The sequence below is a fragment of the Microbacterium paraoxydans genome, assembly GCF_019056515.1.
Lineage (GTDB): Bacteria > Actinomycetota > Actinomycetes > Actinomycetales > Microbacteriaceae > Microbacterium.
This window is the reverse complement of sequence record NZ_CP064873.1, coordinates 363,864-383,059: the sequence shown is the minus strand read 5'-3', so window position 1 is coordinate 383,059 and position 19,196 is coordinate 363,864. Positions and strand designations below refer to the sequence as shown.

Sequence of the window (19,196 nt, the reverse complement as noted above, 5' to 3'; positions counted from 1 at the left end):
TGTGAACGCGTCGAGCTCAGCACTCTGCGGTCGCGTCCTGCCAGGTCCGGTAACCGCCGTCGAGATTGCGCACCTCGCGCCCGTGCTGCCGCAGCAGCCGGGTGGCGATGTGCCCCCGCAGGCCGACCTGGCAGTGCACCACGAGGGGCCCGTCCGGCAGTTCGTCGAGACGGTCGCGCAGCTCGTCCAGCGGGATGTTCCTGGCGCCGGGGATGGCGCCGTTCGTATGCTCGGCCACGGAGCGGACGTCGATGAGGGTCGATCCCGCCTGCAGGGCGTCGTCGAGCTCGTGCCACTGGACAGTCGGCGTGGTGCCGTTGCGGGTGTTCTCGGCCACATAGCCGAGGATGTTCACGGCATCCTTCGCGGAGCCGAACTGCGGAGCGTACGCGAGCTCCAGGTGCGCGAGACCGGAGGCGGTGACGCCCGCCTGCAGCGCCGTCGCGATGACGTCGATCCGCTTGTCCACGCCGTCACGACCCACGATCTGCGCCCCGAGGATGCGGTCGGTGGCGGGGTCGGCGAGGAGCTTCATCGACAGGGTCTCCGCGCCCGGGTAGTAGCCGGCATGCGACGCCGGATGCACGTGTACGGCGAAGAACCCGCGGCCCCCGGCACGGAGCTGCTTCTCGCTCCATCCGGTCTTCGCGGCGGCGAGGCCGAACATCTGCACGATGCCGGTGCCGAGGGCGGGGCGCGCCGACTCCTCCCGACCCGCGATGACGTCGGCCACCATGCGGCCGTGGCGATTGGCGAGACCGGCCATGGTCACCAGCGCCGCACCGCCGCCGATGAGGTCGGTCTTCTCGACGCCGTCGCCGACCGCGAAGACGTCCGGGGCACTGGTGCGGCACGCCTCGTCGACCGCGATGCCGCCGGTCTCGCCAAGACGGATCCCGGCGGCGCGGGCGAGTCCGACCTCGGGCACGACCCCGGAGGCATCGACGAGGAACTCCGCGGGGAGGGTGGCACCGTCGCTCAGGGTCACGGAATCCGCGGCCGTGGCCACGACCTCGACGCCGAGTCGCACGTCAACCCCGCGGCGCCGGACCTCGGCCGCCAGAGGGGCGGCCATCTCCGGATCCAGCGGGGCGAGCAGCTGGGCACCGCGTTGCACCAGGGTGACCGCGGCCCCCCGGGCGACGAGGTTCTCCACGGCCTCGAGTCCCGTGTACCCGCCGCCCACGACGACCACCGGCAGGCCGGGGCGGAGGGCCGCGGCGATCGCATCGGCATCCGCCACGGTCCGCAGGCTCCGCGCGGGGAGGGCCCCGGTCGGCTCGTCGCCGCGAGGCCGGGCACCGGTGGCGAGCACGAGGCGGTCGTACGGGTGGGTGCTGCGGTGGCCGCTGTCGAGATCGACGACCTCGACCGTCTTGCGCGCGGTGTCGATGCCGACGACGTCGTGACGGACGCGGACGTCGAGTCGGAAGCGGCGGTGCAGCGACTCCGGGGTCTGCAGCAGGAGGGCGTCGCGCTCCTCGATCACGCCGCCCACGTAGTAGGGCAGGCCGCAGTTGGCGTAGGAGACCTCGGGCCCGCGCTCGAAGACGACGATGTCCGCGGACTCCTCGAGCCGCCGAAGCCGGGTCGCCGCCGACATGCCGCCGGCGATGCCACCGACGATGACGACGCGGAGCGGCGCGCTCATCGCCCGAACAGCCGGGACAGGAGACCGCCCTTGGCCTCGTCCTTCGGGTGGCCCGTGCACCAGTCCGACGCCGGCACGGTGCGGCGGACGGCGTCGACGTGCTGGCCGCACCCCGCCCAGGTGGTCTTCCCGCAGGTACGGCAACGGACTGCTCGACACATGTGTTCTCTCCTCACTCGATACCCCGGTGGGTATCCAGACATTATACCCCGGGGGTATAGTGGAGCGCACAGCCGGCCTTCAGGGAGAGACCATGACCACCGTCGACACCGACACGCAGCGCAAGATCGCCAACCGCCTCAAGCGCGCCCAGGGACAGCTCGGCGCCGTGATCGCCGCGGTCGAGAGCGGCGGCGACTGCCGGGCCGTCGTCACGCAGCTGGCCGCCGTGACCTCCGCGTTGGACAAGGCCGGGTTCCAGATCATCGCCTCCGCCATGAAGACCTGCCTGGAGGACCCCGCGCAGGACGACGCCGTCCCCCTCCCCGACCTGGAGAAGCTCTTCCTCACCCTCGCCTGAACGCGACCCGGCCCCTTGCGGCCACCCCGGCCCGTTGCGGACGATCGCAACAGGCCGGGGCGCACGCAAGGGGCCGGGTCGGCGAAGGGGGATCAGGGGACGAGGAGACCCGCGGTCGCGGTGCGCGCCGTCTCGAAGCGGCGCTGCACGTCGGGCCAGTTCACGAGGTTCCAGAACGCCTTGACGTAGTCCGCCCGCACGTTGAGGTAGTCGAGGTAGTAGGCGTGCTCCCACACGTCGAGCTGCAGCAGCGGGATGACGCCGAGCGGCGCGTTGCCCTGCTGATCGAAGAGCTGGAAGATCACGGGACGAGCGCCCACCGAGTCCCAGGCGAGCACGGCCCAACCGGAGCCCTGCACGCCGAGGGCCGTCGCGGTGAAGTGCGCGCGGAAACCGTCGATCGACCCGAATGAGTCCGCGAGCGCCGCCGAGAGCTCGCCCTCCGGAGCCCCGCCGCCCTCGGGCGAGAGGTTCTGCCAGAACACGGAGTGGTTGATGTGGCCGCCGAGGTTGAACGCGAGGTCCTTCTCGAGCTTGTTGACCGCTCCGAGGTCGCCGCTGTCGCGGGCCGCCGCGAGCTGCTCCAGCGCCGTGTTCGCGCCGGTCACGTAGGCCTGGTGGTGCTTGGAGTGGTGCAGCTCCATGATCTTGCCGGAGATGTGCGGTTCCAGTGCCGAGTAGTCGTAGGGCAGCTCGGGGAGCGTGTACGGAGTGGACATGGGGGTTCCTTTCGTGACGGGGTCAGAGGGCGGTGTCGTGGGACAGGGCGTGGAATCGGCGGTCGATGTAGACGAGCGGGCGGGCCGGGCGGCCGGTGAGCACCTCGAGCACCTCGGCGATCACCACGGTCGACGAACCGACGGGCACGGTCTGGATCGCCCGGCAGCGCAGGGCGACACGGGCCTCCGCCAGGTGCGGCTCGCCGGTCGGCAGCGTCGTCCAGCCCTGCTCGGGCGTGAAGCGCTCGGAGCCGCTCACCGCGAAGCTCTGGGCGAGCGCGGAGTGCTCGTCGTCGATGAGGTGCACGACGAAGGTGTCGGCGCCGAGGATGGCCCCGGCGCTCCCGGTCGCCCTGGTCACCGAGAACACGATCGCCGCCGGGTCGACCGCGACCGACGACACGCTCGACGCCGTGAGGCCGACGGGGCCGTCCGGACCCTGCGCCGTGATGATGGCGACACCGGCGGGGTGGGTGCGGAACGCCGCCTTGAGCCCCTCCCCGACCGGCGTGGGCACCGGAGCGGCGGGGTGCGGGGTGGTGTGCGGGTCGGGGGTCATCGGGTGCTCTCCTCGAGAGGGATGGGGGTGGGGGTCGCGTGGGCGCGCATGGCCGCGCGGTCGACGAGCTTCGTGCGCTCCCGGCCGCGGACGGCTCCGGCGCGGCGCTCGGCCTCGTCGATGCGCAACCAACCCTCCCAGTCCACCACGCCGGGGAGGTCCAGGGGCGGGTCGCGGTCGATGCGGGCGGACGGCGTCGCGGCGAGGTCCTCCACGAGATGCTGCACGGTCTGCGCGGCGTCGGACTTGGTCGAGCCGATGAGCCCGATCGGCCCGCGCTTGATCCAGCCGGTCGCATAGAGACCCGGGACGGGCGTGCCGTCGGCATCGAGCACCCGTCCTTCCGCGTTCGGAACGATGCCCCGCGCCGCGTCGAACGGCACGCCGGGCACGGGCGAGGAGAGGTAGCCGATCGCCCGGTAGACGGCGCCGACCTCGTACCGCACGAGCTCGCCGGTGCCGATCATGCGGCCGAGCGGATCGGAGGCCGAGCGCTCGAACTCGATGCCCTCCACACGGTCGGTGCCGAGGACGCGGACGGGTCGATGCCGGAAGTGCAGGTGGATGCGCCGGGAGGCTTCGGTGGACGGACGCTGCGCCCATTCCGTGAGGGTGCGCACGATGATGCGGCGCTGCGAGAACTGCTCCAGCATGCGGGCGGCGTGGTCGTCGAGCGCGAGGTCGGCGGGATCGACGACCACCTCCACGTCGTGCTGCTCCCCGAGCTCGCGCAGCTCCAGAGCGGAGAAACGCACATCGGCCGGACCGCGACGGGCGAACAGGTGCACGTCGCGGACCCGGCTCGCGGCGAGCGCGTCGAGGATGTGGTCGGGGGTGTCGGTCGACTCCAGCGCCGCGGCGTGCTTCGCGAGGATGCGCGTGACGTCGAGGGCGACGTTGCCCGCCCCGAGCACGGCCACGGCCTCCGCCTCCAGGCCCCAGCCCCGCGCGACGTCGGGGTGCGCGTCGTACCAGGCCACGAAATCCGCGGCGCCGAACGATCCGGGGAGGTCGGCTCCCGGCACGTCGAACGTCACGTCACGGTCGGCTCCGGTCGCGATGACGACGCCGTCGTACGCCCGGTGGAGCTCGTCGACCGTCACATCGACGCCCACCTCGACGTTGCCGAGCAGCCGGATGCCGGGCTGAAGGAGCACGTCGTGCAGCGCATCGATGATCTTGCGGATGCGCGGATGGTCGGGGGCGACGCCATAGCGGACGAGGCCGTACGGAGCGGGGAGCTTCTCGTACAGGTCGATGGCCGCCTCCGGCACCTGAGCCCGGAGGAGGTCGGCGGCGTAGATGCCTGCGGGTCCCGCGCCGACGATGGCGATGCGCGGAGTCACTCGTGCACTTCCTGGGGCGGGAGCGCGGCGATGAGCGGGTGGTCGTGACGGATGAGTCCGGTGCGGGCGGCGCCGCCGGGCGAGCCGATCTCGTCGAAGAACTCGACGTTGGCCTTGTAGTAGTCCTGCCACTCGTCGGGCAGGTCGTCCTCGTAGTAGATCGCCTCGACCGGGCACACCGGCTCGCACGCTCCGCAGTCCACGCACTCGTCGGGGTGGATGTAGAGCGACCGCTCCCCTTCATAGATGCAGTCGACCGGGCATTCGTCGATGCACGCCTTGTCCTTGAGGTCGACGCACGGCAGTGCGATCACATATGTCATCGCGGCTTCTTCTCTGTCCCACTCACGCCCTCCACCGTAAAACCTCAAGCGCACTTGAGGTCAAATCGAGGCCGCCGGGAATCAGGAACGGGAGATCTCGAAGGGGGCGGGGAGGAGGTGCTCCTCGCGGGAGCTGGGGCCGACGAGGAGCGTGAAGGCGCCGGGCTCCACGGTCCGGACGCCGGCGGCGGTCACGATCGTGCAGTCCGCGACGGGGACCTCGATCCGCACGCGCGCACTCTCCCCCGGCGCGAGGTCGACCTGCCGGAAGGCCTTGAGCTCGCGGTCGGTCCAGCTCACGCTCGTCACCTCGTCCCGCACGTACGCCTGCACGGTCTCGCGGACGGGCCGGTCCCCCGTGTTCGTCACGGTCACGTGCCCCACCACGGTGGCGCCGAGGCGCAGCTCCGTCTGCTCCAGCTCCAGCTCCGCGTACGTCACGGTCGTGTACGACCGGCCCTCTCCGAAGGCCCACGCGGGCGCCTGGGTGAGGTCGGCGTAGCGGTCGCCGTGCTGACCACGGATCTGGTTGTAGTAGGTCGGCTGCTGCCCGACGTGCCGCGCGAACGAGATGGGCAGCCGGCCCGAGGGCTCCACGGCACCCGTGACGATGTCGGCGAGCGCCCGTCCGCCCTGCATACCCGGATTCGCGGCCCAGACCACCGCCGCCGCCCGCTGCATTGAGGGCGGGAGCACGAGCGGCTTGGACGCGAGGAGCACCACGACGACGGGTTTCCCGGTCTCGATGAGTGCGTCGAGCAGGGCGTTCTGCCCGCCGATGAGCTCCAGCGTGGCCGTGGACCGCCCCTCGCCCACGAGCTCGATGCGATCGCCGACCACCGCGACCACGACGTCGGCGGCCTCGGCAGCGGCCACCGCCTCCGCGATGAGCACAGGATCCGGCGGGCACGGCTGCACCACGGGAGGACGCGGCTGGTTGTCCGGGAAGTGCGTGCCGCGGGGGTCGTCGGCGAGCGTGAGGATGTCGGCGCCGCGTGCATGCGTGACCGTCCACGCGTCCACCGCACGGAGGCCGTCGAGCACGGTCGTGATCATCTCGCGGGGCTGTCCGTCGAGCCAGCCCGCCTGACCCGAACCGCCGGCCCAGTCGCCGAGCTGCGTCTGCGCGTCGTCCGCGAGCGGCCCGGTCACCGCCACCCGCAGCGGGGCCGCGGCATCCAGCGGCAGCACGCCGTCGTTCTCCAGGAGCACGAGCGAACGGCGCGCGATCTCGAGGTTGAGCTCCGCGTGCGCGGCGCTGCCGACCACGGCGGACACGTCGTCGCGGGGCAGCCGGGGGTCCTCGAAGAGCCCCAGCTCGAACTTCAGCGTGAGGATGCGGGAGACCGCGTCGTCAAAGGCGTCCTCCGGCAGGAGCCCCCGGGCGACCGCGTCCAGCGCCCCCTCGAAGAACCCGGGGGTGGTCATCACCATGTCGTTCCCGGCGCGCACGGCCGCGGCCGCGGCCTGGGTGAGGTCGGGCTGCACCCGCTGCTCCCACACCATCCGACCCACGTTGTCCCAGTCGGTGATGAGGGTGCCGGTGTAACCCCACTCGCCGCGGAGCACGTCGCTGAGCAGCCACTCGTTGAGCGTGATCGGCACCCCGTCGGTCGTCTGGTAGCCGAGCATGAACGTCCGGCAGCCCTCGCGGGCGACCCGCTCGAACGGCGGCAGGAACCAGGAGCGCAGCTTGCGCGGGGAGATGTCCGCCTCGCTGGCGTCGCGTCCGCCCTGCGTCTCGGAGTAGCCGGCGAAGTGCTTGGCCGTCGCGAGGATGGCCGTGGGGTCGTCGAGCCCGTCACCCTGATAGCCGCGCACCATGGCCGAAGCGAGCTCCCCGATGAGGAACGGGTCCTCCCCGAACGTCTCCCCCACCCGCCCCCAGCGCAGGTCGCGGGCGATGCACAGCACGGGCGAGAACGTCCAGTGGATGCCGGTCACGGCGACCTCCTCTGCCGTCGCCCGCGCCACGCGCTCGACGAGTGCCGGATCCCAGGAGGCTGCCATGCCGAGCTGCGTGGGGTAGATCGTGCCTCCGGGCCAGAACGAGTGGCCGTGGATGCAGTCCTCGCCCACGAGCAACGGGATGCCGAGCCGGGTCTGCGCGACCAGGGCGGCAGCCCGCCGCAGACGCTCGTCCGAGGCGTGCAGGATCGATCCCGCGTGCCGCCGGAGCACGTGGTCGTCGATGTCGTCGCGGGCGTCGAGCTGGAGCATCTGCCCGACCTTCTCCTCCACCGTCATGCGGCTGAGGAGGTCGGCCACGCGTTCGGGGATCGAGAGGGCGGGGTCCTGATACGGGAGTTGCGTGGTCAGAGTCTGAGAGGTCATCACTTCGTGTTCTGGTTCGTGTGTGGTGTCGCGGTGTTCGCGGAGTCGGTGGTGCCGGAAGCGCCCGGCGAAGTCGCCGACGATACGGGATCGGGAGCCTTCTTCGGCAGGGGCACGCTGCGGACGGCCGTGACGGCGTCGTTCACGTTCAGCCCCTTCTTCTTCATCGCCCTGGCCCGCTCACCGGCCGACCGCAGTCGCGGATTGACGTACTCGTCGATGCCGAAGTTGATGAGCGAAAGCGCGACGCCGATGATCGCGATGCAGAGCCCGGCCGGCACGTACCACCACCACAGTCGCGGGAAGGCACCGTTCTGCTGCGCCCAGAACAGGATGGTCCCCCAGTTGAGGTTGCTGACCGGGATCACGCCGATGAAGGCCAGGGTCGTGAGACCGAGGATGGCTGCCGTTACGGTGCCGACGAAGCTCGAGGCGATGAGCGCCATGAGGTTCGGGAGCATCTCGACCGTGATGATGCGGCGCAGCGGCTCGCCGTTCGCGCGGGCGGCCTGGATGAAGTCGCGGTTGCGCAACGACATGGTCTGCGCGCGCAGCACCCGGGCGCCCCACGCCCACTCGGTGATCCCGAGCACCGCGGCGATCACGATCAGCGGCGGGTTCTCGAACTGCGAGGCGATGATGATGATGATCAGCGGGATGCCGGGGATCACCAGGAACACGTTGGTCAGCGCCGACAGCGATTCGCTCTTCCAGCCGCGCACGTAGCCGGCGATCACACCGATCGTGATCGCGATGATCGTGGCGATGAACGCCGCGAGGAAGCCGACGACGATCACCCCGCGGGTGCCGTAGATGATCTGGCTCAGCACGTCCTCACCCATGTGCGTCGTGCCCAGCCAGTGCTCCCAGGATGGCGGCTGACGCAGCGCCGTGCGGTCCTTCTGGGTCGGTCCGTACGGGGCGATCCACGGGGCGAAGATCGCGATGAGCACGAACGCCCCGAGGATGAGGAGGCCGGCGATCGACTTGGGGTTGCGGAACATCGCGAACGCCTGCGCGAGCTGCGACCAGAAGGTCTTGCGGGGCGGCGTCCCGGTCGGCGGGGTGCGCAACGTGGCGGTCTCGGGCATGCCGGAGACGACGGCCGATCCGTCCGGCGCTGTGTTCGCTGCGGTGGTGGGAACAGTCATGTCAGGACTCCATCTGGCGCGTGCGCGGGTCGAGGTAGGCGTAGACGACATCGGCGAGGATGTTGGCCACGAGCACCGACAGCGTGATCACGAGGAACACGCCCTGCATGAGGGCGAAGTCCTTGGCGTTGGTCGCGTCGAGCAGCAGCTTGCCGACACCCGGATAGCTGAACACCATTTCCATGACGATCGTGCCGCCGACGATGAAGCCGATCGACAGCGCGAAGCTCTGGATCTGCGGCAGCACCGCGTTGCGGGCGGCGTAGCCCCAGAGCACCCGCTTGTTGGGCATGCCCTTCGCCTGCGCGACCGTGATGTAGTCGTCGTCGAGCACCGTCAGCATCATGTTGCGCATGCCGAGCACCCACCCGCCGAGCGAGGCGACCACGATGGTCAGCGCCGGGAGCGTGCCGTGCATGATGACCTGGCCGATGAAGTCGAGGCTCCATTCCGGCGACTGCCCCTTGTCGTAGGCGTGCGATGAGGGGAACCACTTCAGGGTCGAGGAGAAGATCGCGATGGCGATGAGTCCCAGCCAGAAGTACGGGATCGTGTTGAAGAACGTCGTCACCGGGATGATCGCGTCGAGCTTGCTGCCGCGCTTCCACCCGACGACGGCTCCGAGCAGCGTGCCGATCGCGAACGAGATGATGGTCGCGATGCCGACCAGCCCGAGCGTCCAGGGCAGGGCGGCGGCGAGCACCTCGGCGACCGGCCGCAGACCGTGCAGGGTCGAGATGCCGAGGTCGCCGCGCAGCAGCATCCCCCAGTACTCGATGTACTGCTGCCAGATGGACTTGTCGGTGTCGATGCCGAGGAGCACGCGCAGGGCCTCTGCCGCCTCGGGGCTCACGGTGCGGTTGCGCGCGAGGTACGAGCTGACCGCGTCGCCCTTCATGAGGCGGGGCAGGAAGAAGTTGATCGTGATCGCCGCCCACAGCGTGAACAGATAGAACGCCGCGCGACCGGCGAAGAAGCGCCACGGCACCGGCCGCCTGGTGCGCTCCGCCGTGGTCGCCGTGGTGCCGACCTCCAGGGCATCGCGGGCGACGAGGTCGTTGTCGTCGAGCTGGGGGAGAGCGGAGCTCACAGCGCGCCTCCGTTCGATGCCGCCGCAGCGAAGTGCTTCTCCGGATCAGGAGAGGCCGCGCGCAGCTCGCGGGTGTACGGATCCTGCGGGTTGAGGATCACGTCGTCGGCGGTGCCGTACTCGACCACGCGCCCCTGGTTGAGGACCATGATCTCGTCGCTGAAGTGCCGGGCGGTCGCCAGGTCGTGCGTGATGTAGAGCACACCGAGTCCCTCTTCGCGCTGCAGGTCGGCGAGCAGGTTCAGCACGCCGAGCCGGATGGAGACGTCGAGCATCGACACCGGCTCGTCGGCGACGAGGAGCGAGGGACGCGAGGCCAGGGCGCGCGCGATGGCCACGCGCTGCCGCTGGCCGCCCGACAGCTCGTGGGGGCGGCGGTCGATCACCGCGTCCGCATCGAGGCGCACCCGGTCGAGGAGCCGACGCACCTCGTTCTCGGTCTCCTTCTTCGGCACCACGTCGTCGAGGCGGAGCGGACGCTCCAGGTGGTAGCGGATGGAGTGGTACGGGTTGAGCGAGGCGAACGGGTCCTGGAACACCATCCGCAGCTGCTGGCGATACCTTCGCAGGCCCTTGCCGCGGCGCGGGATCGGCGTGCCGTCGAGCAGCACCTCGCCGCTGTTCGGGGTCTCGAGCTGGGTGAGGATCTTCGCGATCGTGGACTTGCCGCTGCCGGACTGGCCGACCAGGCCGATCGTCTGGCCCGACGTCAGGGTGAAGCTCACGTCGTCGAGGGCTTTGATCTGCCCTGCGCCTCGGACGTTGTACGCCTTCGTGACATGGCGGAATTCGAGGGTGGTCATCGCACCAGCACCCCTCTCTCCCCGGTGAGCCGGGGGAACGACGACAGCAGCGTCTTCGTGTACTCGTGCTCCGGCTGCGTCCAGATGCGCTCCGCCGTGTCGAGCTCGATGATCTCTCCTTCGCGCATGATCGCGATCCGGTCGCTGATCTCCAGCAGGAGCGGGAGGTCGTGGGTGATGAAGATCACCGAGAAGCCGAACTCGTGCCGCAGCTGCGAGATCTGCTTGAGGATCTCCCGTTGCACCAGCACGTCGAGCGCGGTCGTCGGCTCGTCCATGACCATCAGCTGGGGACGCAGCGCCAGGGCCATGGCGATCATGACGCGCTGGCGCATGCCGCCGGAGAGCTCGTGCGGGAAGGAGCGCACGCGCTGACGGCCGACCTTGACGATCTCGAGCAGCTCCTCGGCCTCGGCACGCCGCTGCCTGCGGTTCATGTCGGGGCGGTGGATCTCGAACACGTCCTCCAACTGGGAGCCGATCGTGGCCACGGGGTTGAGGGCGTTCATCGCGCCCTGGAACACCATCGACACCTTGTCCCAGCGGAATCGCTGCATCGCGTCGACGTCCAGCGCGTTGATGTCGATGTCGATGCCGGTCGCGTCGTGGAAGGTCACGCTGCCGCCGGTGATGACGGCCGGAGCACGCAGCAGGCGCTGCACCCCGTAGGCGAGCGTGGTCTTGCCGCATCCGCTCTCCCCGGCGAGGCCGAGGATCTCGCCGCGCTGCAGTTCGAGGGTCACGTTCTTCACCGCCTCGACAGGGGGATCGACGTCGTACACGACGGAGAAGTCGCGCACGGTGAGCAGGGGGTCTGGCATGGGGGTGTCCTTCGTGGGGGGCGGGCCCTTCGACAGGCTCAGGGACCCAGATGGGTGGCTGAGCCTGTCGAAGCCCCGCCGTGGGTGGCTGAGCCTGTCGAAGTCCTACTCGGCGGGCTTCAGCTTCGTGAGGATCTGCACGATGTTCGGCTGCGTCGGGTCGGCGGACGCGTACGTGTCGGTCTCCGACGGCCAGCCGACGTAGTTGCGCGTGTTGAACTCGCCGAGCAGCGGGTGGGCGCCCAGCGGGATGGCCGGCACCTGCTCCGAGAAGATCGTCTGCAGCGTGTCGATCGCGGCGGTGCGCTCCTCGTCGGACGAGGCGTTGGCGTAGGTGTTCAGTGCGGCGGTCGCCTCCGGGTCGTCGAAGCGGCCGAAGTTGAAGCCGGCCTTGCCCTCGGGCGAGATCCAGCGCGGGTCCATGGTCGACGTGTACAGGCCGTACGCCGTGCCGCTGTCCTCCAGCCAGTGGATGATCGCGGAGAACGTGCCGTTGTCGCGGGGGTCGGCCCAGCCGCCCCAGTCGGGCATGTCGATCTTGACCTCGGCGCCGATGCTGTCCTTCACGTCCTCGGCGATGAGCTCCTGCGCCGTGTTCCAGTCGCTCCAGCCGGACGGGACGGAGAGCGTGAACGAGACGGGCGTGCCGTCGGGGTCGATCAGGGCGTCGTCCTTCCAGGTGTACCCGGCGGTCTCCAGCAGGTCACGCGCCTTCTCAGCATCGACCTTGTAGTCGACGCCCTGGAACTCGGGCTGGATCTCGTCCTCGAGGATCGACGACAGGCCCGTGACCGACCAGACGGCCTCGCTGGCGCCCTCGCGTGCGATGTCGACGTAGGCGTCGCGGTCGATCACCCAGGCGAGCGCCTGACGGAAGGCGGGGTCGTCGAACGGCTTCTGCTGCAGGTTCATGAACAGCGTGGCCGAGCCGGTGGTCGGGGAGGCGAGGAACTTGTTGTGCTCGGGGTCGGCCGAGAGGAACTGCTCCTCGATCTGCGGGATGAACGCCTGCGCCCAGTCGGCGTCGCCGTTCGCGAGGGCCGTGGTGAGGGCGGTGTTGTCGCCGTACGAGACGTAGTGCAGCTCCGGCACGGCGAGCTCGCCGCCCCAGTAGTCGTCGCGCGCGTCGAGCGTGACCGACTCGGTCGACCAGTTCGCCATCGCGTAGGGGCCGGTGCCGACGAGGTCGTCGCCCGTGACGGGGTCGGTGGCCGGGTCGTCGAAGTTCTCCCAGATGTGCTTGGGGACGATGGGCACGTGCAGCACGCGGGCCTGGTTGACGTACTTGGAGTCGCCGAAGCTCAGCACGACCGTGTCACCGTCGACCTCGGCGCCCTCGAACTTGAGGCCGGCGGTGTCGAGGGCGGGGATCGAGGCGGTCTCGAAGGAGAAGACGATGTCCTCGGCCGTGAACGGCTCGCCGTCGCTCCAGGTGACGTCCGCGCGCGGGACGACCGTGAGCTGCGTGTAGTCGTCGTTCCACTCGAGGCTCTCGGCGAGCCACGGCGTGACACCGCGGTCGCCGGTCTGGTTCACCAGCGCGAGGGTCTCGAACACGACCTTGGCATAGCCGTACTTCGACGCGGCGGAGTCGCCGACGAACGGGTTGTTCGACTCGGTGGTGATCGCGCCGTCGGGCTTCGCGATCGTGAGGGAGGCGGAACCGGCGTCATCGCCGGAACCACCGCCCGCCGAGCATCCGGCGAGCGCCGAGACGCCCAGGACGGCGACCGCGCTGGCGGCGATCAGGGTTTTCGTGAGCTTCATTGCTTCTCCTTGGGCACGGGTCCTTGTGCGGCGTGGCGGCCGACGGATCGCCTCCGACCGCCGCTTTGCTTACTGTCGAGAAAGTAAGCTGTGGAGAGGTTACCGAGGAGTAAGTTGGTTGGCAAGCAGAGCGGGACGAGGGGAGGTGGGTTCATGACGGACGACGTGCACGCTGTCCGGGTGCGCCCGGCCACGCGGGAGAAGCGCGAGCAGATCCTCAAGGCGGCCGTGGAGATCTTCGGCAACAAGGGCTCCACGAACGGCACGCTCGCCGACGTCGCCGAGCAGGTCGGCATCACGCATGCCGGCGTGCTGCATCACTTCGGCTCGAAGCAGAAGCTCCTCCTCGAGGTGCTCGCCTACCGCGACCAGGCCGACGTGGCCGACCTCGCCGAGAAGCACATCCCCGACGGACCGGAGCTGTTCCTCCACCTCGTCCGCACGGCGTTCGCCAACGAGAAGCGGCCGGGCATCGTGCAGGCCTACACGGTCCTGTCCTCCGAGTCGGTGACCGACGACCACCCCGGTCGCGAGTACTTCGAGGAGCGCTACACGACCCTGCGCCGAGAGGTGACGGCGGCGTTCGGCGAGCTCTGCGCGCAGGAGGGTGTGACCGAACCCGCGACCATCGCCGCCGCGTCGGCCGCCATCCTCGCCGTGATGGACGGCCTGCAGCTCCAGTGGCTCCTGCACCCCGAGGTGATCGGACTCGGCGAGACGAGCGAGTTCGCGATCCAGGCGATCGTGAACGCCGTGCTGCGTCCCGGACCCGAACTGCCGACCTACGTGCACTGACCCTGCCGAGACCCCGCATTCCCGTCGAGACCCCGCGCTCTCGGCGCGGCGAAGCCGGGGTCTCGACGGAACGCCGGGGTCTCGGCGCACACCCGGCTAGGCTCTGGCCATGACGATCGACCTCGAAGCGCTCTACATCGACCTGCATCAGCACCCCGAGCTCTCGTTCCAGGAGACGCGCACCGCCGGCATCGCCGCCCAGCATCTGCGCGACCTGGGCCTCGAGGTCGAAGAAGGCGTCGGGGTGACCGGCGTGGTCGGAGTGCTCCGCAACGGCGAGGGTCCGGTCGTGTGGGTGCGCGCCGACATGGACGCGCTGCCGGTCGAGGAGCAGACGGGACTGGCGTACGCGAGCACCGCGAAGGGTCTCGACCCGGCCGGCACCACCGTGCCGGTGATGCACGCGTGCGGCCACGACATGCACGTCACCGCGATGATCGGCGCGGTCGAGAAGCTCGTGGCCACGCGCGCGGAGTGGTCGGGCACCCTCGTCGTGCTCATCCAGCCCGCCGAGGAGTACGGCGCCGGCGCCAGGGCGATGCTCGACGACGGCCTGCTCGCCCGCTACCCGAAGCCCGACGTGGTGCTCGGTCAGCACGTCACCCCGCTCCCCGCCGGGATCATCGGCGTGCGCAGCGGCACCCAGATGGCCGCGTCGGACGGCCTCACGGTCACCCTGCACGGCCGCGGCGGCCACGGCTCCCGCCCGCACGCCACGATCGATCCGGTCGTGATGGCGGCCGCGACCGTGATGCGCCTGCAGACGATCGCCTCGCGCGAGATCGATCCGCAGGGCGTGGCCGTGGTGACGGTCGGCTCGATCCACGCCGGACTCAAGAACAACATCATCCCGGCCGAGGCGAAGCTGGAACTCAGCCTCCGCTACCCGAACGAGAACGTGCGGGAGAAGGTGCTGACGAGTGTCGAGCGGATCGTGCGCGCCGAGGCGATGGCCTCCGGCGCGGAGCGCGAACCCGAGATCCACACGCAGCACACGCTCCCCGCCACGATCAACGACGAGGAGGCCACGGCGCGGGTCTCGGCGGCGCTGCGTCGGGCACTCGGGGAGTCGGCCGTCGTCGACCCCGGCATGTTCACCGGCAGCGAGGACGTCTCCTGGTTCGCCCGCGACGCCGAGGTGCCGCTCGTGTTCTGGTTCTGGGGCGGCGTCGACCCCGCCCGGTTCGCCGAGGCCGTCGCCGCGGGCACCGTGGAGAAGGACATCCCCACGAACCACTCGCCGTTCTTCGCGCCGGAGATCCATCCGACGATCGAGGTCGGGGTCACGGCGATGTCCGCCGCCGCCCGCGAGTTCCTGGCCTGACGCGGGTCGGGCCGCTCAGACCTCGACGATCCCCGGCGCGGGCGGAGGGGGCGGCGCGAGCTGCCGCTGCGGCACGCCATGGGCCTCGCGGTGCAGCCGCTCCATGCGGGTGTCGAGTTCGGCGGCGGCGTCGGCGGCGTCGCTGAGACTGTCGACGAGGTGCGCGGGCACCTGGTTGGAGAACTTGTAGTAGATCTTGTGCTCCAGGCTCGCCCAGAAGTCCATCGCGATGGTGCGGAACTGCACCTCGACCGGCACGGACAGCGCGCCCGTCGAGAGGAAGACGGGGACCTCGATGATGGCGTGCAGGCTCTTGTACCCGTTCGGCTTCGGGTTCGCGATGTAGTCCTTCACCGTGCGGACGGTCACGTCGTCCTGCGCGGTCAGCAGATCGAACAGCCGGTAGACGTCCGCGACGAAGCTGCACGTCACCCGCACTCCGGCGATGTCGGTGATCTCGGCACGGATGCGGTCGAAGTCGGGGTCGTCGATGCCCTTCCTGGCGATCTTCTCGACGATGCTGTCCGGCGACTTCAGCCGGCTCTTCACGTGCTCGATGGGGTTGTACGCGTGGTCGTGGGTGAACTCGTCGCGGAGGATCGAGATCTTCGTCTCCACCTCGCGCATCCCGAACTCGTACTCGCGGAGGAAGCGCTGCAGCTGGTCGCGGAGCTCCTTCGCCTCGGAGATCAGGTGCTCGTCGACGGGGATCACGCTCATGAGGACGACGTTATCGATCCGTGATCGGAAACCCCTGTGGATTCGAGAGCGCGACGCGGGCGTCCTCGAGGTGCTGGCCGGAGAGCAGACCGGGGAGGCCGCGCCCCTGACGGGTGGTGAACAGCAGCACGATCGCGACGAGGATCAGCACCGAGGAGAGCGCGTCGAACACCCCGCCGAGCATCCCGAGAGCCGTGAGTCCGCCGATGCCGCCCGCCCAGCGCAGCATCCGGGCGAGCGCGGCCGGCAGGGGCGACCCGGTGTAGCGCAGCTGCACGGCGAGGTCTCCCACCGAGCGGCCGGTGACGAGGATGACCACGAGCCACAGCGCACAGGCGACCGCCGTGCTCACCGTGCCGGCGAGGGTGCCGTCGAGAACGGCCTGACGGTCCTGCACGACGTACTCGAGCCAGAGCTGCACCGCGACGCCCCCGGCGAGCACGACGAACCCGTTCGCGAGTCCGTCGCACAGCATCGCCAGCGCGCGGCGACCCCGGGTGACCGGGCGCGGCTCGTCGGCATCCGCCCGCGCCTGCAGGCCGCGCAGCGACCGGGGCACCACGAGAGCGAGCACCGAGCCGAGCACGGCTCCGGTCGTGTTCGTCATCAGGTCGCCGGCGTCGAAGAAGCGGTAGGCGCACGGGTACAGACCCCAGACGCCGGTGAGCTGCGTGGTCTCCACGAGCAGCGAGAGCCCGAAGCCGGCGAGGAGCGCGGTCGGGAGGCCGCGGCCGCCCAGCACGCGGAGGAACGCCCCGAGCGGGACGAACAGCAGCACGTTGAACACGAGCTGGAGCAGGGCGGGCTGGCGCAGCGGGTTGCCCGGCGCAGCGAACGCCTTCTGCACGTCGCGCACGACGGACATCGGGTCGGTGATCGCCCCCACGCAGCGGATGGCGTCCGGATCGGGCAGCGGCAGCAGCGTGTACGTCCAGATGGCCCAGAAGTAGACGAGCGCCGCGAGCCAGAGCAGCGTGCGGCCGAGCGAGAGGCGTCCGCGGCGGCGGTAGCTGATCGCGACGAAGGGCACGAAGAGGACGACGCCCGCGGCCAGGCCGATCGCCACGGCGATGACCCCCAGAACGACCTGATCCCCCACTGACGCAAGGATACCGGCAGGCCGTGAGGATTCCGTGAGGGAGCGCCACCGGGCCGTAGGGATTCCGTGAGGATCGCGTGAGGGCGTCCCCGGTCGGCGTAGTGTCGCCGGACGTGTCAGAACAAACGAGGCCGACCCCGGACGCGCCGCCGCGCGCCAAGCGCATCTTGCTCGGCGACCCGCTGACGAGCGCCCAGGTCGACGAGCAGCTCCTCCCCAAGCGCATGGCGCTGCCGATCTTCGCCTCGGACGCGCTGAGCTCGGTGGCCTACGCCCCGCAGGAGCTCGTGATGATCCTACTCATCGGCGGCCTCACGTTCCTGTCGTTCACCCCGCTCGTCGCCGCGGCCGTCGTCGTGCTGCTGCTCGTGGTGGTGCTCAGCTACCGGCAGCTCATCAAGGCGTACCCCTCCGGCGGCGGCGACTACGAGGTCGCGTCGAAGAACCTCGGCGAGATCCCCGGGGTGATCGTGGCCGCGGCCCTCCTCGTCGACTACGTGCTCACGGTGGCCGTGTCGGTCGCGTCCGGGGTGGACAACATCATCTCGGCGGTGCCGGCGCTCGACCCGCTCCGCGTGGAGCTCGCGGTCGGCTTCGTCGTGCTCATCATCATCGTGAACCTCCGCGGGGTGCGGGAGGCGTCCCTGGTGTTCGCGATCCCCACGTACGTGTTCATCGGCTCGGTCGGCATCATGATCGTCACCGGGCTCGTCCGGACGGCACTCGGCGACGCCCCGATCGCGTCCAGCGCGGAGTTCGCCGTGCAGGCCGAGAGCCTCAGCCAGGCGGCCGTGCTGCTGCTCATCCTCCGGGCGTTCTCCAGCGGCTGCTCCGCGCTGACCGGGGTCGAGGCCGTGTCGAACGGCGTGCCCGCGTTCCGGGCCCCGAAGGTGCGCAACGCCCAGTCGACCCTCGTGCTCATGGGGACCATCGCGATCTGCCTGTTCTCCGGACTCACCGCCCTCGCCCTCATCGCCGGCGTGCACTACGCCGAGAACCCCTGCGACCTCATCGGGTTCGACTGCACGACCCCGCAGCCGAGCCTCATGGCGCAGATCGCCGCGGCGACGTTCGGCGGCGGCAGCATCCCGTTCTTCATCGTGCAGGCGGCCACGGCCTGCGTGCTGCTCCTCGCGGCGAACACCGCCTTCAACGGCTTCCCCCTGCTCGGGGCCGTGCTCGCCCGCGACGGCTACGCCCCGAAGTCGCTGAACACCCGCGGCGACCGGCTCGTGTTCTCCAACGGCATGATCCTCCTCGGGATCGCCGCGATCGCCGTGCTCGTGGTGTTCCAGGCCCGGTTGACGACGCTGATCCAGCTCTACATCATCGGCGTCTTCGTCTCGTTCTCCCTGGGCCAGATCGGCATGGTGCGGCACTGGCGACGGCTGCTCCGGGCACCCGTCCCGCCGAACGGAGACGGCGCCGCGGACCGGCGTTCCGCACGCGTGGGGCTGCTCATCAACTCCGCCGGGGCGACGCTCACGGTGCTCGTACTGGTCATCGTGACGATCACGAAGTTCACGCACGGCGCCTACCTCGTGTTCTTCGCCATCCCGGTGCTCGCGTTCCTCATGATCGGCGTCAAGCGGTACTACCGGGACGTCGAGCACGAGATCGCCATCGACGACACCACCCGCTTCGGCGCCTCCGGCGACGTCGCGATCGTCCTCGTGAACCATCTGCAGAAGCCGGTGATGAAGGCCATCGACTACGCGATCGCCGCCAAGCACGACAAGACCCTCGCCGTGCACGTGGCCGTGTCGCAGGACGACGCCGCGCGCCTGCAGCAGGAGTGGACCGACCACCTCGTGCCGGTGCCGCTCGTGATCGTCGAGTCGCCGTACCGCTCGTTCGCACAGCCCGTGACCCAGTTCATCCGGCAGTACCGCGAGAAGCACGGCTCCTCTGTCGTCACGGTCTACCTGCCGCAGTACATCGTGGGGCACTGGTGGGAGAACTTCCTGCACAACCGGCGCGCCCGCCGCCTCGCGAACCAGCTCATGCTCGTGCACGGGGTGTCGATCACCCTGGTGCCGTGGCTGCTCGACTCGTCCGAGCTCATCTACGGCCGGCGCTCGCGTCCGCTGCCCGGGCAGGAGCGGGCGGGGCGGCCGGTCGTGGTGGCCGGGCGCCGGGCGCACCGCCCCGCCGGGCCGCCGTCCGAGTCCTGA

Annotated in this window: 18 protein-coding genes; 4 read left to right on the top strand and 14 right to left on the bottom strand. The window is 70.1% G+C overall.

Going from position 1 to position 19,196, the window contains the following annotated elements; translation table 11 throughout:
* Positions 1–16: 16 nt before the first annotated feature.
* Both IZR02_RS01845 and IZR02_RS01840 read right to left on the bottom strand, forming a co-directional pair.
* Entirely contained in the window at positions 17–1,651 is a 1,635-nt protein-coding gene (locus IZR02_RS01845; protein WP_025103991.1) for an FAD-dependent oxidoreductase, read from the bottom strand.
* A complete protein-coding gene (locus IZR02_RS01840; protein ID WP_167627850.1) occupies positions 1,648–1,812 on the bottom strand; it encodes a hypothetical protein in 165 nt (54 codons plus the stop codon). Before IZR02_RS01840 ends, IZR02_RS01845 begins: the two co-directional genes overlap by 4 nt.
* A gap of 92 nt (positions 1,813–1,904) precedes the next feature.
* Here IZR02_RS01840 and IZR02_RS01835 point away from each other — a divergent pair, with 92 nt between their 5' ends.
* Positions 1,905–2,171 carry a metal-sensitive transcriptional regulator gene (locus tag IZR02_RS01835; protein ID WP_025103992.1) on the top strand — a complete coding sequence of 89 codons (267 nt, stop codon included), beginning with the start codon at positions 1,905–1,907 and terminating at the stop codon, positions 2,169–2,171.
* A 92-nt stretch (positions 2,172–2,263) separates the two neighbouring features.
* On the opposite strand, the gene IZR02_RS01830 is transcribed toward IZR02_RS01835, so the two are convergent.
* The 10 genes from IZR02_RS01830 to IZR02_RS01785 form a co-directional block, all read right to left on the bottom strand.
* Positions 2,264–2,890, bottom strand: a complete 627-nt coding sequence (locus IZR02_RS01830; protein ID WP_025103993.1) for a superoxide dismutase — start codon at positions 2,888–2,890, stop codon at positions 2,264–2,266.
* A gap of 22 nt (positions 2,891–2,912) precedes the next feature.
* A complete protein-coding gene (locus tag IZR02_RS01825) occupies positions 2,913–3,449 on the bottom strand; it encodes a flavin reductase family protein (protein ID WP_025103994.1) in 537 nt (178 codons plus the stop codon).
* Positions 3,446–4,795 carry an FAD-dependent oxidoreductase gene (locus IZR02_RS01820; protein WP_062766119.1) on the bottom strand — a complete coding sequence of 450 codons (1,350 nt, stop codon included), beginning with the start codon at positions 4,793–4,795 and terminating at the stop codon, positions 3,446–3,448. The genes IZR02_RS01825 and IZR02_RS01820 overlap by 4 nt, the downstream gene beginning before the upstream one ends.
* Positions 4,792–5,118 (bottom strand): ferredoxin, encoded by a 327-nt coding sequence (gene fdxA / locus IZR02_RS01815; RefSeq protein ID WP_025103996.1) that lies wholly within the window; start codon positions 5,116–5,118, stop codon positions 4,792–4,794. Before fdxA ends, IZR02_RS01820 begins: the two co-directional genes overlap by 4 nt.
* 81 nt (positions 5,119–5,199) lie before the next feature.
* Positions 5,200–7,452 carry a glycoside hydrolase family 3 N-terminal domain-containing protein gene (locus IZR02_RS01810; protein WP_029989434.1) on the bottom strand — a complete coding sequence of 751 codons (2,253 nt, stop codon included), beginning with the start codon at positions 7,450–7,452 and terminating at the stop codon, positions 5,200–5,202.
* Positions 7,452–8,603: an ABC transporter permease gene (locus IZR02_RS01805; protein WP_217316554.1), complete on the bottom strand. Its 1,152-nt coding sequence runs from the start codon at positions 8,601–8,603 to the stop codon at positions 7,452–7,454. The genes IZR02_RS01810 and IZR02_RS01805 overlap by 1 nt, the downstream gene beginning before the upstream one ends.
* Before the next feature lies 1 nt (position 8,604).
* Positions 8,605–9,693, bottom strand: a complete 1,089-nt coding sequence (locus IZR02_RS01800) for an ABC transporter permease (protein WP_025103999.1) — start codon at positions 9,691–9,693, stop codon at positions 8,605–8,607.
* A complete protein-coding gene (locus tag IZR02_RS01795; protein ID WP_025104000.1) occupies positions 9,690–10,496 on the bottom strand; it encodes an ABC transporter ATP-binding protein in 807 nt (268 codons plus the stop codon). Before IZR02_RS01795 ends, IZR02_RS01800 begins: the two co-directional genes overlap by 4 nt.
* Complete coding sequence (locus tag IZR02_RS01790; RefSeq protein WP_025104001.1) at positions 10,493–11,317, bottom strand: ABC transporter ATP-binding protein; 825 nt, start codon at positions 11,315–11,317, stop codon at positions 10,493–10,495. Before IZR02_RS01790 ends, IZR02_RS01795 begins: the two co-directional genes overlap by 4 nt.
* A 105-nt stretch (positions 11,318–11,422) precedes the next feature.
* Positions 11,423–13,084, bottom strand: coding sequence for an ABC transporter substrate-binding protein (locus IZR02_RS01785; protein ID WP_025104002.1), 1,662 nt, complete (start codon positions 13,082–13,084; stop codon positions 11,423–11,425).
* A gap of 153 nt (positions 13,085–13,237) precedes the next feature.
* Here IZR02_RS01785 and IZR02_RS01780 point away from each other — a divergent pair, with 153 nt between their 5' ends.
* Together IZR02_RS01780 and IZR02_RS01775 are read left to right on the top strand one after the other, a co-directional pair.
* Positions 13,238–13,879: a TetR/AcrR family transcriptional regulator gene (locus tag IZR02_RS01780; RefSeq protein ID WP_025104003.1), complete on the top strand. Its 642-nt coding sequence runs from the start codon at positions 13,238–13,240 to the stop codon at positions 13,877–13,879.
* Positions 13,880–13,988: 109 nt separating this feature from the next.
* Positions 13,989–15,203 carry an amidohydrolase gene (locus tag IZR02_RS01775; RefSeq protein ID WP_025104004.1) on the top strand — a complete coding sequence of 405 codons (1,215 nt, stop codon included), beginning with the start codon at positions 13,989–13,991 and terminating at the stop codon, positions 15,201–15,203.
* A gap of 15 nt (positions 15,204–15,218) precedes the next feature.
* On the opposite strand, the gene IZR02_RS01770 is transcribed toward IZR02_RS01775, so the two are convergent.
* Together IZR02_RS01770 and IZR02_RS01765 are read right to left on the bottom strand one after the other, a co-directional pair.
* Positions 15,219–15,923, bottom strand: coding sequence for a GTP pyrophosphokinase (locus IZR02_RS01770; RefSeq protein WP_025104005.1), 705 nt, complete (start codon positions 15,921–15,923; stop codon positions 15,219–15,221).
* 10 nt (positions 15,924–15,933) lie between these two features.
* Entirely contained in the window at positions 15,934–17,022 is a 1,089-nt protein-coding gene (locus tag IZR02_RS01765) for a VanZ family protein (protein WP_025104006.1), read from the bottom strand.
* Between the two features lie 224 nt (positions 17,023–17,246).
* Between IZR02_RS01765 and IZR02_RS01760 the strand changes: the two genes are divergently transcribed.
* Complete coding sequence (locus tag IZR02_RS01760) at positions 17,247–19,196, top strand: APC family permease (protein WP_430623516.1); 1,950 nt, start codon at positions 17,247–17,249, stop codon at positions 19,194–19,196.

Excerpts from the sequence above, each read along its gene's own strand:
- IZR02_RS01845 (WP_025103991.1), bottom strand. The coding sequence starts at position 1,651 with ATGAGCGCGCCGCTCCGCGTCGTCATCGTCGGTGGCATCGCCGGCGGC.
- IZR02_RS01840 (WP_167627850.1), bottom strand. The coding sequence starts at position 1,812 with ATGTGTCGAGCAGTCCGTTGCCGTACCTGCGGGAAGACCACCTGGGCG.
- IZR02_RS01835 (WP_025103992.1), top strand. The coding sequence starts at position 1,905 with ATGACCACCGTCGACACCGACACGCAGCGCAAGATCGCCAACCGCCTC.
- IZR02_RS01830 (WP_025103993.1), bottom strand. The coding sequence starts at position 2,890 with ATGTCCACTCCGTACACGCTCCCCGAGCTGCCCTACGACTACTCGGCA.
- IZR02_RS01825 (WP_025103994.1), bottom strand. The coding sequence starts at position 3,449 with ATGACCCCCGACCCGCACACCACCCCGCACCCCGCCGCTCCGGTGCCC.
- fdxA (WP_025103996.1), bottom strand. The coding sequence starts at position 5,118 with ATGACATATGTGATCGCACTGCCGTGCGTCGACCTCAAGGACAAGGCG.
- IZR02_RS01810 (WP_029989434.1), bottom strand. The coding sequence starts at position 7,452 with ATGACCTCTCAGACTCTGACCACGCAACTCCCGTATCAGGACCCCGCC.
- IZR02_RS01805 (WP_217316554.1), bottom strand. The coding sequence starts at position 8,603 with ATGACTGTTCCCACCACCGCAGCGAACACAGCGCCGGACGGATCGGCC.
- IZR02_RS01795 (WP_025104000.1), bottom strand. The coding sequence starts at position 10,496 with ATGACCACCCTCGAATTCCGCCATGTCACGAAGGCGTACAACGTCCGA.
- IZR02_RS01790 (WP_025104001.1), bottom strand. The coding sequence starts at position 11,317 with ATGCCAGACCCCCTGCTCACCGTGCGCGACTTCTCCGTCGTGTACGAC.
- IZR02_RS01785 (WP_025104002.1), bottom strand. The coding sequence starts at position 13,084 with ATGAAGCTCACGAAAACCCTGATCGCCGCCAGCGCGGTCGCCGTCCTG.
- IZR02_RS01780 (WP_025104003.1), top strand. The coding sequence starts at position 13,238 with ATGACGGACGACGTGCACGCTGTCCGGGTGCGCCCGGCCACGCGGGAG.
- IZR02_RS01775 (WP_025104004.1), top strand. The coding sequence starts at position 13,989 with ATGACGATCGACCTCGAAGCGCTCTACATCGACCTGCATCAGCACCCC.
- IZR02_RS01770 (WP_025104005.1), bottom strand. The coding sequence starts at position 15,923 with ATGAGCGTGATCCCCGTCGACGAGCACCTGATCTCCGAGGCGAAGGAG.
- IZR02_RS01760 (WP_430623516.1), top strand. The coding sequence starts at position 17,247 with ATGGCGCTGCCGATCTTCGCCTCGGACGCGCTGAGCTCGGTGGCCTAC.